This is a genomic window from Natrialba swarupiae, assembly GCF_008245225.1.
Lineage (GTDB): Archaea > Halobacteriota > Halobacteria > Halobacteriales > Natrialbaceae > Natrarchaeobius > Natrarchaeobius swarupiae.
On sequence record NZ_VTAW01000020.1, the window covers coordinates 1 to 13,457 of the forward strand.

At 60.8% G+C, this 13,457-nt stretch carries 11 protein-coding genes and 2 pseudogenes; 2 read left to right on the forward strand and 11 right to left on the reverse strand.

Annotation, left to right across the window (positions count from 1 at the left end):
• Positions 1-109: 109 nt before the first annotated feature.
• The 10 genes from FYC77_RS14300 to FYC77_RS14340 all read right to left on the reverse strand — a co-directional run bounded on the left by FYC77_RS14300 (position 110) and on the right by FYC77_RS14340 (position 10,604).
• The gene (locus FYC77_RS14300; protein WP_149082178.1) at positions 110-1,960 is read right to left on the reverse strand and encodes a cation:proton antiporter; all 1,851 of its coding nucleotides are present in this window, start codon (positions 1,958-1,960) and stop codon (positions 110-112) included.
• Positions 1,961-2,147: 187 nt separating this feature from the next.
• Positions 2,148-3,176: a sulfite exporter TauE/SafE family protein gene (locus FYC77_RS14305; protein WP_149082179.1), complete on the reverse strand. Its 1,029-nt coding sequence runs from the start codon at positions 3,174-3,176 to the stop codon at positions 2,148-2,150.
• Positions 3,177-3,179: 3 nt separating this feature from the next.
• Entirely contained in the window at positions 3,180-3,317 is a 138-nt protein-coding gene (locus FYC77_RS20515; protein WP_202911843.1) for a DUF7512 family protein, read from the reverse strand.
• A 27-nt stretch (positions 3,318-3,344) separates the two neighbouring features.
• Positions 3,345-4,520 carry an MBL fold metallo-hydrolase gene (locus FYC77_RS14310; RefSeq protein ID WP_149082180.1) on the reverse strand — a complete coding sequence of 392 codons (1,176 nt, stop codon included), beginning with the start codon at positions 4,518-4,520 and terminating at the stop codon, positions 3,345-3,347.
• 120 nt (positions 4,521-4,640) lie between these two features.
• Positions 4,641-5,687 (reverse strand): NAD(P)/FAD-dependent oxidoreductase, encoded by a 1,047-nt coding sequence (locus FYC77_RS14315; protein WP_149082181.1) that lies wholly within the window; start codon positions 5,685-5,687, stop codon positions 4,641-4,643.
• A 186-nt stretch (positions 5,688-5,873) separates the two neighbouring features.
• Positions 5,874-6,176 (reverse strand): hypothetical protein, encoded by a 303-nt coding sequence (locus FYC77_RS14320; protein ID WP_149082182.1) that lies wholly within the window; start codon positions 6,174-6,176, stop codon positions 5,874-5,876.
• Between the two features lie 158 nt (positions 6,177-6,334).
• Complete coding sequence (locus FYC77_RS14325; protein WP_149082183.1) at positions 6,335-7,012, reverse strand: peroxiredoxin; 678 nt, start codon at positions 7,010-7,012, stop codon at positions 6,335-6,337.
• Between the two features lie 277 nt (positions 7,013-7,289).
• Positions 7,290-8,135: a DUF1641 domain-containing protein gene (locus FYC77_RS14330; protein ID WP_149082184.1), complete on the reverse strand. Its 846-nt coding sequence runs from the start codon at positions 8,133-8,135 to the stop codon at positions 7,290-7,292.
• Position 8,136: 1 nt separating this feature from the next.
• The gene (locus FYC77_RS14335; RefSeq protein WP_149082185.1) at positions 8,137-9,309 is read right to left on the reverse strand and encodes an NAD(P)/FAD-dependent oxidoreductase; all 1,173 of its coding nucleotides are present in this window, start codon (positions 9,307-9,309) and stop codon (positions 8,137-8,139) included.
• A 194-nt stretch (positions 9,310-9,503) separates the two neighbouring features.
• The gene (locus FYC77_RS14340) at positions 9,504-10,604 is read right to left on the reverse strand and encodes a rhodanese-like domain-containing protein (protein ID WP_149082186.1); all 1,101 of its coding nucleotides are present in this window, start codon (positions 10,602-10,604) and stop codon (positions 9,504-9,506) included.
• 1,054 nt (positions 10,605-11,658) lie between these two features.
• On the opposite strand from FYC77_RS14340, the pseudogene FYC77_RS21190 reads away from it, so the two are divergent.
• Together FYC77_RS21190 and FYC77_RS14345 are read left to right on the forward strand one after the other, a co-directional pair.
• Positions 11,659-11,794 (forward strand): annotated as a pseudogene (locus FYC77_RS21190) (IS630 family transposase); the annotation flags it as partial.
• Between the two features lie 37 nt (positions 11,795-11,831).
• A pseudogene (locus FYC77_RS14345) lies at positions 11,832-12,135 on the forward strand (universal stress protein); the annotation flags it as partial.
• An 83-nt stretch (positions 12,136-12,218) separates the two neighbouring features.
• Here FYC77_RS14345 and FYC77_RS14350 read toward each other — a convergent pair.
• Positions 12,219-13,436 (reverse strand): CBS domain-containing protein, encoded by a 1,218-nt coding sequence (locus FYC77_RS14350; protein WP_149082187.1) that lies wholly within the window; start codon positions 13,434-13,436, stop codon positions 12,219-12,221.
• Between the last annotated feature and the right edge of the window lie 21 nt (positions 13,437-13,457).

The following is a 13,457-nucleotide window of genomic DNA, read 5'->3' on the forward strand; positions in this document are numbered from 1 at the left end:
AGTTCAGCCGAGAAGGGTGGAGTCTGACGGGGATCTGCTCCCCTCTGGCGAACTAAGATTGAACGTGAAACAGGGTATGGTTACAGCGTCGTGTCCGTGGAGGGCTCGCTCAATCGTGTGGGTGAAATCGCTTGATAGCCCTGTCGACCGCGTCAGTCTGCCCGAGAAACGTCACCCGGTCACCGTCCTGCAATCGATGATCGCCGGTCGGCACCTCAGTCGTGCCGTCCTGGTGGGTGAGCAGGCCGACGATACAGCCGTCGGGAATCTCGGCGTTGACTTTGGCAATCGTCTTCCCAACGAGGTCGGGGGCTGTCACCTCAATCTCCTGGACGTCGCCGGTCCGACCGAGTTCGTTCATCCAGGCCGACAGCGACGGGCGCTCGAGGACGTTCTCGAGCGACCAGGCAGTCGCCATCGAGAGGTCGATCGCCCGGACGCCGAGTGACTCGAAGGCGTCGACGTTGTCGGGCTGGTTGACTCGCGAGGCGACCTTCTCGACGCCGAAGGTCGTCTTCGCGAGCTGGCAGACCAGCAGGTTGACGTCGTCGTCCGGCGTCGCGGCGATGACCGTCTTCGCGTCCGACGCCCCAGCAGACTTGAGGACATCGGCGTCCGTCCCGTCGCCCTCGAGCGTGCGAAGTGCCCGTTTACGGGATTTTTCGACCGCGTCGGGGTCGTAGTCGACGAGCAGTACGTTTTCTCCGTCTTTTTCGAGCCGTTCCGCGAGCGAGAGGCCGACTCGGCCTCCGCCAACGATTATCGTGCGCATTGGTGACACCTCGAGGTAGTCTGCGATCTGTCGTGCGAGGCCGGCCTGGAGGACGACCGTCGCGAAGATAATGAGAAAGACGGTGCCGGCGAGCAGCTGGGCCTCCTGGGGTCGTCCAAGAGCCTGGAGTTCGACGGCGAACAGCGTCGCAACGCTTGCGGGAATAATCCCTCGTGGACCGACCGCCGAGAGAAAGAGCCGCTCGCTGCGGGTAAAGCGCTCGCTAGTCGTCGACAGATAGATCACCGCTGGCCGAAGCACCATCGTGATCGCGACGACGATGGCGAGCCCGGCCAGCCCGAGCGTACGGATGTCCGCGAAATCGATCAGCGCCGCCAGTGCGACGAAGACGAAAGACAGCACGACCACCGACAGGTCGTCGAGGAAGTCGATCACCACCTCGTGGTGGGGCAGGTCGATGTTGCCGAGCGCGAACCCGGCCATCGCGGCAGCGGCGATCCCCGTTTCGTGGGCGATCAGTTCGGCACCACCGTAGGCGACGACGATCCCTGCAAGCACGATCAACCGCGCATGTAACGGTCCGGTTTTCGGTGTAAGATCTCCGTGACTGAGCACCAGCCACACGGTCCCGGCGACGAGGGCACCGACCGCCAGTCCGACACCTAGCCGCCACGCGAAATCAGCAACGAAGTGTGTGAGACCGCCATCTCCGGCGATTAACACTTCGAAGACGACGACCACCAGGATCGCTGCGGTCACGTCGTTGATCACGCCCTCCCCCTCGAGGACAGCGGCGACGTGGTCACGGACGGTGACAACCTGTAGGATCGGGCCAACCACCGTCGGTCCCGTCGCGATCAGCAACGCGCCGACCAGCAACCCGACTTCAATACTCGTCTCGAGGAAGACAACGACGGCGGCGGCCGCCCCGAGCCAGGTGATCGCTGCCCCTCCCGTCACCATCCGCGTCAGTGCCCGTGGGCTCTCACGCAGTTTCTCGAGGCGAAGGTGGTAGCCACCCTCGAAGAGGATGATCGCGACGCTGACACCGACCATCGCCGAGAGTCCGTTTCCGAACGTCTCCCGCGAGACGAAGCCGAGCACTGCGGGTCCGATCACGATTCCGGCGACGATCAGAAAGAGGACGCTCGGAATCCGGAGCCGATCCGCGAGGACCCGGGAGGCGACACCCAGTGTCAGGATCAGCGCAACGATTGCGACGAGCATCACGGCGAACCACGCAGCAGTCCGGTATTGGTGGTCCCGAGTAGTTCATACTGCTGGACAAAACGATACACACACCGATCGTACTCGAGACGCCATCGCGGGACACAACAGGTGCCCAGACGCGACCGGATGTATGCTGGCTGTTGTCCGGTAGTAGCAGCGCTGTGCTGTCGTCCCCGCGGAGACATCAGTCGCCTCCGTCAAGGGTCGTTTGTCCGTGTGATTCGTCCGATCCGGTTTGCTGAACGACCTGGTAGAGGATCATCGCGGCGACGAAAAACGACGACCCGACTAACAGGAAGACGCTCACGAACTCGAGTGAATCGGTGGCGAACCAGTCGGAGAGTTCCGAAAGCGCGATGCCGACGCTGGCAAACACCATCATCATGCCGAAGTAGACGATCACGTCGTTCTCCTCGACGATCGTCGTCGCCGCCGAGCCGATCTTGGCGCCAAGGGCGCTCCCAACCAGCAAAAGCGAGACCACCGTCAGATCGACGCTGCCGGACATGCCGTAGGTGAACGTTCCGAACGCACCCGAGAACAGCCCGGCGAACAGGCTCGTCCCGACCGCAGCCGTCAGGGGCGTCCCGATCAGGTAGTGGATGGCAGGCATGCGGATGAAGCCGCCGCCGACGCCGATCAGTCCCGAGACGAGGCCGACGCTCCCGCCAGCGCCGGAGATCGTCCACACCGAGGCTCGACCGCCCGACGTCAGCGAGATCATCGGCGGAACGGTGTACGACTGGATCTTCTGTCCGATCGCTGGGATCTCGTCACCGTCCGCGTCGTCCGCCTCGCTTTCGTCTTCGTCCTCGAGGTTGTAGGCGCGTCGCAGGAACAGCGCCCCGATCCCGCCGAGCAGGAGGATGTACGCGATGCCCGTAACGAGTTCGGCGACGCCCAGCGCCTCGAGGGCGAAGACGAGCCGACTGCCGAGTTCGATCCCGATCGAGAGGACGACGAAGAGGATCGCGCCGAGTTTGTAGTCGACCTGGCCGACGTCGTAGTGTTTCAGGACGGCGATGACGGAGGTCCCGAAGTAAAACGCCAGCCCGCTCCCGATCGCGACGGAGGCGGGGTAGTCGAGGATCAACAGCGTCGGCGTGATCAGGAACGATCCGCCCATCCCGAAGAAGCCGAACAACACCCCGACCATGAAGCCGAAGCTGACGAACAACACGAGCAGGGTCAGGCTGAGTCCCAGTATCTCCATCGATCAGTTCACCTTGTCGGAGCGGATCGTCTTGGCGATCGACTCGAGCCAGCCGTAGGCGACGTAGAGGACGATCGCCTGGACGAGGATGAAACCGACGACGCCGAACGCGCCGGTAACTCCACCTTCGATTCCGAGCATAGTCGTGTAGATGGGCGTGTCCTCGAATTAATCGTCAGCGACGGCGCTGTCCTCGGTCGCGGCACAGCGGTTGGGACCGAGCTCGAGTTCGTTGCGTTCGTCCTCGTCGTCGGGTTCGTAGACGCCGAGGTTCGTCTCGATGACCTTCTCGTAGTTCGGGGGTTTGGAGGGCAGATTGTCGAACATGTGTTCGACGAACGCGTCTTCCTCGAGCTGGATAATCTCGTTTTTCGCCCAGATCTCGCCGACGGTCGAGAACATCGGCATGCCGGGTTCGACGTCGATATACTCGCCGCAGTTGGTCAGCGAGAAGTGGCCGGGCAGGATCTTGACGTGGTCGGGCAACGTCCCGATCTTGTGCTGGAGCGTCTCGTACTGGACGCGGGCACCCGATTTGGCATCTTCGCCGGCGAACTGGAGTTCGGTACGACCGATCGATTCGACGAACAGCGTGTCACCGGTCAGCAATGCCTCGTCCTCGACGAGATAGGAAGTCATACCGGTCGTGTGACCCGGCGTATGGACCGCCTTGATGGAGACGTCGCCGACCTCGACGGTCTCGTTTGGTTCGAGGCCGTCGAACTCGAACTGCGGATCACGCGTGTTGGCGGGCTCACCGAGATGGTAGGGAACGCCGTACTTCTCGGCGAGGTTCCGGCCCGCGGAGATGTGGTCGGCGTGGATGTGCGTGTCGAAGACCCGCTCGATTTCGTAGCCACGCTCGGCGGCAGCACCCTCGAAGGCGTCTGTTGCCCGGGTGACGTCGACGAGGGCTGCCTTGCCGGTGCGTTTCGAACCGATCAGGTAGCCCAGACAACCCTTTGCACGACGCTGCAACTGGAGGAGTTCGAGGTCATCTCGCCCGGTCGCGATCGGGACGACGTCGTAGACCAGACTCCAGTTTTCCATGCCACCCTCGACGTGGGCGACGTTGTCGAAGCCCTCGACCTCATCGAGGTACGCGGCGAACTTGCCGGCCGAGCGCCCCGTTGCACACGTGACGACGACTTCGTCGTTCGTGTCGTACTCTTCGGGGTCGAAGTCACCAACGAGTTCGTCCTCACTGCCGGAGTACTCGACGTTTTTAGCCTCGGCGATGCGCCAGTCCTCGTAGTCTTCCGGTGCTCGTGTGTCAAAGAGCACGTCGAGATTGTCAGCTTCGATTCGATCCCGTAGCTCTGCTGCCGAAATGGCCTCTGGCATACAGTATGAACCTTGAACTGCCCAATATTAAGACTTCGAGCAGCCAGAATAATTGGTCCTTTTGGGCAGTCTGTGACGGACTAGGGGCAAGAAGGTACAGAAGTTGCCGACACCGGATTGTTACTCGTTGGCGCGATTGTCCGAGGAGCGTGCGTGACCGTCGTGTTCGACTGCCGTTGTGGCGAGTCCAGCGGAGAGTGCCGGTACGTCCGGGTCGGTAACCGAACCCTCCGCCTCGAACTCCTCGAGCGAACGCGGGAACGTTCGCAGTTCTTTGTGGATGGTAATGCCGGCGATCGCTCCCTCGCCCATCGCGACCGGGATCTGGCTGTATCCCGGCGTGAGGTCGCCGACCGCGTAGACGCCGTCGACCGACGTTTGGCCGTAGTCGTCGACGGCGACGGCACCGGCCTCGGTGTGCTCTATGTCGAGTCCCGCGACGAGTTCGTCGTGGTAGGCAGAGCCGTACATTGGGAAGCCGCCCCTGTAGGCACGAACCTGCCCGTCTTCGAACTCGAAGGACTCGAGCCAGCCGTCGTCGCTCTTGTTCATCCCCGTAATTTCAGCAGTGACGACGTCGACAGGGTGGTACTCGAGCATCGTCGCCGTCTCGTCGCTCCAGGACGGGTCCTCGCCACGGGTGAGCAAGTCGACGTCGTCGGTGAAGTTCAACAGGATCATCGCGACGTGTGCGCCAGCCTCGCTTGCCCCCATCACGTAGACCGGTTCGTCGACGAACATGAAGGCGTCACAGAGGAGGCAGTAGTGCAGTCCCCGGCCGGTTGGCGGAAGCGGTGGATCGGGCCGTTTGTCGGCAAAGCCCGTTGCGAGAACGACCCGAGAGACCCGATAGGATTCAGCATCCGTCTCGACGCGGAAGCCGTCATCGGCCGCATCACCGAGCGGCGTCACCGACTCGACGAACCCCCGTTCGAAGTCAGCGCCATATCCCTGGACTTGTTCGCGGGCGGTCTGTAGCAGTTCGTTGCCCGATGTTTCCTCCGTGATACCGATCACGTTGTGCGTCTCTTGCATCATTGCGGCACGTCCACCACCCCGGTCGATGACCACTGTATCAAGTGCCAGCCGTGTCGTGTACAGCGCACTCGTCAACCCAGCGGGTCCGCCACCGACGACTGCAACGTCGTAATCGAATCCCGTATGCATGTGCTCGAAAGCTGTCGTCGGACAGGTAAAAATGTATCCTAGCGGGTGTTTAGTCCCTCCTCACGCGTCCTGCAACACTACAGTAGTCACTGAAAGCCAGTGTACACCCAATCGCACGGAGGCTACGCGATTGGTGTGTAAACAGTTTCAGTTGTTACTATAGCGCAACCATCAACTGGCAACGTGCTACTCGAGACACGCAGTTACCATCCGTTCCGAAACGTCTGGCCGGCCCGTCGCGCTCATGGCCAGAACGATGCCGGCTGTCGAGAGGCCAGCTTCGTCGAGCGTGCGAGCCTCTGCTTCGACGTCCGAGCGGCCACGTTCGTAGTAGCGTTCGTTGATCCGGTCGTGGTACTGCAGGACCAGCTCGAGTGCGAACTGTTTGACTGGCGACTGTTTGCCGTCAGTCGACGGGCCGCTGGCTGCTAGCTCGTTAATCCGGTCGACCAGCTCATCAGGGTCGCTGCTCACGGTAGCTTCACCCATACATCTCTATCGGTCGTGAAGCTACTTATACGCTTTCGACGAACTGGCGGCTCAGACTCGTGTTGTCGCCGACAAAAATGAAACTGGCAGGAAGTGAGCCCGGTATATCGTGGAACAGACTCAGCCGGGCAACTCACCGTCGCGTCACAGAGGTTCGCTTACGACTCGCGTTCTTTCAGCGTGAACCACCAATCGTAGGACTCGTAGCCCTCCTCGTCAGCTTCGGCAGTTCGTGCTTCAGCCTCGTCGACGGTTCCTGGCGGTGAGAGCAGGACCTTATCGCCGAAGTTCTCGTTCTCGGGCCAGTTGGCCGGCAGTGCGACACCTTCCTGGTCGGACGTCTGGAGTGCCTCGAGCGAGCGCAACACCTCGTCGACGTTGCGGCCGATCTCCTTGGGGTAGTAGAGAACCTGGCGCGTGATCCCATCAGGGTCGACGATGAAGACCGCACGGACAGTCGATGACCCCTGGCCGGGATGGACCATCCCGAGCGCGTTGGCGACATCGCCGCTTTCGTCGGCAATAATCGGGAAGTCGATCTTCTCGTCGATCTCCTCGTCGATCCACTCGGTCCACTTGATGTGTGAGTGGACGCGGTCGATCGAGAGGCCGATCAGTTCGGTGTTCAGCTCTTCGAACGCCTCGCGGCGCTGTTCGAAGCCGACGAACTCCGTCGTACAGACCGGCGTGAAGTCACCGGGGTGGCTGAAGAGGATGAACCACTTACCCTCGTAGTCGTCCGGAATCGACTTTGGACCGTGGGTCGTCTCTACCTCGAGTTCGGGAAACTGGTCGCCGATGAGTGGGAATCCACTCTCGTCGCTTTCGTCAGTCATTGCGTTTTGGCTTACGGACCCACCAACTATAACTCCTATTCAAAAAGAAATTTTTCTCCCTTTCCTCATTCAGGTCTGAGAATACGGGTGGTTTTTTCGCTATTCGAAAACGGTGCCGTGGCTGGCAATAACGCACGCTGGTGGGAGATAGGGCCAAAACAAAACGAAACAAACGAAACGATTTGCACTGCACCTAGTACCGTTCCAACCGTCGACTGATGGGTGAAACCGGCTGACTGCCATCGGTTTCACCCATTAGTTCAGGGTTGGACCGCCACTAGTTCGACCGTGCCGAACCCATCCGCCGAAGGAACTCGACGAGAACGCCGAGTCCCTGCCGGATGTCGTCGTCGCGAAGCGCACCGAGCATCCCCAGCAGGCCGATCTTTTTCGGCGGTTCGTCCTCGGTGAACGCACCGAGACCCGACTCGACGGAGTTGATGAGTTCCTCGTCGCCAAGACGACATCCCAGCGCGAGCATGTTCCCGAGGTTCTGTCCGAGCTGATAGGGCTCGAGATCGGCGTCGGTGTAGGCGTGGCTGAATCCAGCGACCATCATCCGAAGCTCCGTGATCGGCTGGCGGTTCTCCTGGACGACCGCTACAGCCTCGGGCACCAGGTCCTCCGCGAGCTCGTAGGTCACGTCGAGCAACTCGAGCAGTTCGATCAGCGTCTCTTCGTTCTCACCGAGCCGTTCGAGCAGCGTCAGCGTTTCCTCGCGCTCGAGTGCGACCCGGATCCGCGCGATAGTCTCTCGGTTCTCACGGACGACCGTCTTGAGCTCCGGGAGCAGATCGCCGACCAGATCGTCGACGACCTCGAGCATCTCGAGCAGTTCGACGAGCGTATCGGCGTTCTCGCCGACCCGCTGGACGAGCACGAGCGTCTCCTCTTGCTCCAGGGCCGTTCGTAACTCGGCGATGGGTTCGCGGGAGTCGTGGGCGGCCTCGCGGAGTTCGGGCGCGAGGTCTGCCGAAAGCCTCTGGACGACGACGAGCGTCTCGAGCAGTTCGGCGAGTTCCTCGTCGTTTTCCTCGAGCGTCAGTGCGAGTTCGGTTACGTCGGCGGCCTCGAGGGGTGTCTCGTCGAAGTCGCCGTCTACCGATTGGTCGTTTTGAGCCATATTACGGAAGTGGATCGTAGCCTTTCATCCAGGCGTCCCAGTAGACCGACGGGAGGACGTTGACGTCCATGATCCAGTTCATCTTGCTCTCGACGGGTGCGGAGATCGGCCCCTCGTAATCGAACTCTGCGATCAGCGCTTTGCCCTTCTTCGTGAGCAACGGACAGGCAGCGTAGCCGTCGTACTCCTCGAGCATCGGCCGATCGTTTACCAGCGACGTCAGGTTCTTCGCGACGACGTGGGCCTGCTTGCGGGCGGCCGCCGCGGTCTTGGAGTGCGGTGCGTTCTCGCAGTCGCCCAGCGCGAAGACGTTGTCGTAGTCGTCGTGCTGGCAGGTGTGTTGGTCGATGGTGACGTACTCGCCGTCCTCGGAGCCCTCGGTCAGCGGCGATTCCTCAGTGATTGCTTTCTGACCGAACTGTGGGGTGACCGGGGCGTAGAGGTCGTACTCGATCTCTTCGCCGTCAGCCCCGTAGACGACGCCCGCATCGGGATCGACCCGGTCGACCGAGAAGTTCTCGACGAACTCGATATCACGGTCGTTCCAGATCTCGTACAGTTTGTCGCGGTAGGGCTGAACCCCGAAGTGGTGTTCGGCGTTACGGCTCATGACGACCTCGACGTCGTCGCGGATACCCTGCCGACGGAAGTAGTCCTCCGCGAGCATCGTCAGCTTCAGCGGCGCACCCGGACACTTGATCGGCGTATCGGGCTGGGTGACGAGGAACGTCCCACCGTCGAAGTTCTCGAGCGCCTCGCGCATCTCGAGGGCGGCCTCGTAGTGGTAGAACGGGTAGACGTCGTCGTGTTCTTCCCAGGCTTCGGTCAGTCCCGGCATCGCGCTCGGATCGAGTCGATGTCCTGTCGCGACGACGAGGTAATCGTACTCGAGATCGTTCCCGTCCGCGAGCGAGACGGTTTCCTCGTCGGGGTCGATACCGGTGACGGCGTCGTGAACGAACTCGACGCCCGGCTTGAGCAGTTCACCGACATTCCGCGACTGATCGGGTTCGAGGTATCCAAACGGGATGAGGTAAAACGACGGTTGGTAGTAGTGATCGGTGCTCTTGTCGACGACGGTGATGTCGACCTCGCCAGCGTCCAGTTTGCGACGGAGGAGGTTCGCGGTCATCGCACCGCCAGAACCGGAGCCGACGACAACTATTGTAGCCATACACCATCAAATAAGGGTATTATAACACCTAAGTCTGTACGTAGGCGAGATAATACCGGCTGATGGACGCCGTCCGACTCGTTGGTGAAAATATTGCGGACACCTGGTGTGGCTCGCTGCGATCACGTCGCAGTGTGGCAACTCGAGCGACGAGACGCCGAGGGGTGATCAGTGGCGGGAAACCGGATCGTCGGTTACTCGCCGATCTCCGTTTCGATGGGGACGTCGATGAGGTTCCCCCATTCGATCCAGGAGCCGTCGTAGTTGGAAACGGCGTCGTGGCCGAGCAGTTCGGAGAGGACGAACCAGACGATCGAGGATCGTTCGCCGACGTGGCAGTACACGATCGTCTCCACGTCCAGTTCGACGCCGTGGCGGTGGAACAGTCGTTCGAGTTCCGATCGATCCTTGAATCGCCCGTTCTCGTCGATTACTTCCGACCACGTAATGTGGACAGTGCCGGGGATGTGACCCGCAACACGGGCCTCAGGGAGGACTTTGTTCGGTGGCTTCGTTCGGTCGCCCTCGTACTCGGGCTCCGATCGGACGTCGACGATAGTCATATTTCGTGCGAGAGCCGCTTCTATGTCGGTTCGGTAGGCGCGGATCTGTTCGTTTGGAGTGGGCGCTTCGTACGTCTGCTGGGAGACGCTCGGCTCGTCGGTGGTCGTCGGACGTCCAGTCTCCTCCCATCGGCGCTTTCCGCCGTCAAGGAGCCGAACGTCGGTATGACGGTAGTACTTAAACAGCCAAAACAGATAGGCAGCGTACTGGTTCTGGTGTGTACTGTAGATGACAATTGTGCTGTCTTCCGTGATGCCGCGGCTGGCGAGGTGCTCTTCGAAACACCGCCTGTCGGCGATCCCACAACCGTTGACATCGACGAGGTCGGCGAGGACATCGATTTGCACGGCTCCCGGAACGTGTCCGTCGTCGTACTCGCCGTCCGCTTCGACGAGTCGAAGGGAGGGGTCGTCCCGTTCGAACTCTTGGAGTCGCTGCTCGACCCACTCGGGCGAGACGAGCACCGTCAAGTCGCCTTCGTCATCGCCACCGGCGGATACGTCGGTCAGTTTGTAACACGTCTGGCGGCCGTCGTGAAGCGCCGGTGACGAATCGAGGAGCCCGGCTTCCTCGAGTTGATCGATTCCATACCGAGCCGTTCGCGACGAGAGCAGCGTCTCCTCGGTCAGCCCTTTGAGAGTCATCGGTCCGTTATCCGCGAGCGTTTTGTAGATAAATTTCGAACTCGGAGGGAGATCGTTGAGGGCCTCGTCGGTTTGGTTGTCTGCCATGGTTGAGCTAGATCAGCGTAGGGGTTGTAGCTATACAGTTTTTTCGCCCGGTAGCGACCGCCACAGCCAGCCGATCGAATCTGCCACTCGGTTGCTAGAACCTACGAATATTGCAGGCTCCTTTACACGTGTATGTATGTAAATTAGGGATAGTTCGATCAATAATTGCCTAATTCGATCGCCGGCGTTTGATACTACCGGACGGAACGATTCGATGGCTGGTCACCTGAGATGGCCGCACATTTGCGACCGACTTTGCACTGGCTGCTGTCTGACAGTATGATGCAGCCTGCTGTCAGTCAGTACCGCCGCCCCGGGGACCCACTCTCTGGGTGCGGCGGTACACAGTTACAGCAATCCGTATCTGTCGTGTGAAATCGCGGCCCCGTTCACACCCGTACTCTGTTCGTTCCGAACAGCTGCTATTATCTTACATAATTTATACCCTTTGGGGAGCGTAAATAGCAGAGCGGACTACATTGCCGAGCAGCACAATCTTGCCCAATGAACAAGCTACAGTTGGCTCGAGTGACTCGATATCGAGTCAGTTGAGCAGGCCGTTAGTGATGTTCACTAATCTGGGGGAACAACCAATATATTAAATTATTTATAACACTTCGAACAGGGGGTCCACGAACCTCCCGAAGAAGCTGGGTTAGACGTGTCGGCGTGAACGTCGATGCCCGTCCAGCAGTCTCTCGATAAGACGTACGATACTGACTACTCATACGGGCTGCTGGTACCTGTCGATCACGGACCGGCGAGCGATCGACCGGCAATCACTCATCTCAGACCGTATCAATCCCGAGCTGTCGGCGGTTGCTCAAAGAGGTGAGGTTGTGACATCAAAAACAACGACCGACAGCCGCTGAATCGAGCCCTGTGTCCAGAAACGTTCTTCGGGGGGTCAAATATGCGGCGGCAGATGGACCTGTTCGTTGGATTGTCTAGACGACGCGACTGGACGTGTCTGTCAGGTGCGGTCCGAACAGTACCTAACCGCGGAATACGCAAATATATAGTTCTCATACTATGCTAATCGAGAAAACATATACTGGTTGTTGTACTAAGCAGGACCGTATTTTTGGGTGTCGGTCGTCACGAGTCTCGCGGTCCGTGACAAACTCGCCGTCGTGAGGTTGCCAGCGCGTTCACCAGAACTTGATCCGGTCGAAGAGTGCTCGAGACGACCGAACTCGAGATGGCGATACGCGAGCGAAGTCTGCAAGCGTCTCGCTGTGGGATGCAGACCAGCGGCTGACCCTCGAGAGCATCGACGACGTCGAACGGCGAGGTCTCGACTTGCTTGAGGACACAGCCGACGTCGCCGCCGAACACGGCCGTGACGTCGAGACCGAACTCCTCTATGGTGATCCGGTGACCGAAATCGCCGACTACGCCGACGAGAAGGGGTTCGACGCGATCTTCGTCGGCCACCGCGGCCGCTCGGAGTGGACCGACGCGATGATTGGCAGCGTCGCGAAGTCACTGGTCGAACGGGCGACCGCTTCCGGTGACGGTCGTCAGGTGATCCGACTGTCGGACAGAGCCCTTGTGAAGACGGGGCCGATCGTTCGCCGACGAGAGCAGCGAACGCTCGTCGTTTCCCGAGCGTCACTCCTCGAGCAGCCAGCCGAAGCGCTTCTCCCAGAACTCCTCGCTGGGCGGTTTCTTCGTTCGGCCGTCGGTCTTCTGGTCGCGGATCTGTCGCTCGAGGACGTCGCGGGCTTCGTTTATCGCGTGGCTCGCGCCGTAGCCCTCGCCGGAAGCGACGAACAGCCCCCGGTCGGTGTGGAGACGAATGCGGGCGAGCAACAGTGGCGTGCCGCGGCGCTTCTCGTCGTGTTCGTGGAGGTGAACTTTCGCGTCGAGGACGTTCATCTTGCCGTCCCGGTCGTCGAACGTCTCGACCATCGAGACGATCTCCTCGTAGGTAACGTCCTCGATCAGGCTGGTTCCGTACACCTGCACGCCGCGGTTGCCGCCGGCTTCCCACGTCAGCGAGTCGAGGACGTCCGTCTTAGTGACGATCCCGTGTGGAGAGCCGTTTTGCGTCACGACCAGCGACGAACCGCCGACTTCCTGCATCTCCCCGACGGCGACGTCGAGCGTCTCCTCGGGCTCGATCGTCCTCACGGGCGTCGACATCACGTCCCGGACTGGGAGGTCGAGCATCCGGGCGGACTCGCCCTCGCGGGAGCCGTACCCGCCGCGACGGGACCGGGCCATACTCGAGGAAATCTCGCCGCCGAAGGGGTCGGTTCCGCCAGCGTCACCGCCCTGGCTCTGGACTTCCGCCCGAACCGTCATCGTGGTCACGTCGTACAGACTGAGTATCCCAACCGCCGAATCGTTCTCGACGACGGGCAGGTGCGTGATGCGATGCTCGCGGAACCGATTCAGCGCCGACCCGATCGTCGAGTCCGGATCGAGCGTGACCAGATCCGCCGACTGGGCCTCGGCAACCGTCGCCGCGTCGAGGTACGGCGTCACCTTCTCGAGGATGACGTCGGCGGTGACGACGCCGATCAGGTCACGCCCCTCGAAGACGGGGAGCAACTGCGAGTCGCTGTCGATCATCAACCGTGCCACCTCTCGGATGTCCTCGTCGGGTGCCAGTCGGGGGACGTGCCACACCAACGAGCCGAGTTTCTCCGTTGGCTGGCGGTGCGAGCTCGCGAGTTGTCGCCGGGTGACGACGCCCTCGACGGTATCTCCGCGAACGACGACGCCTTCGACGTCGGCGTCGGCGAACGTGCCAACGAGCTTCGATACGGTTGTGTCTGGTGTGAATTCGACGAACTCGGTCGAAACGATATCTTCGATGTTCATGGGTTTGATCGGTCGGTTTGG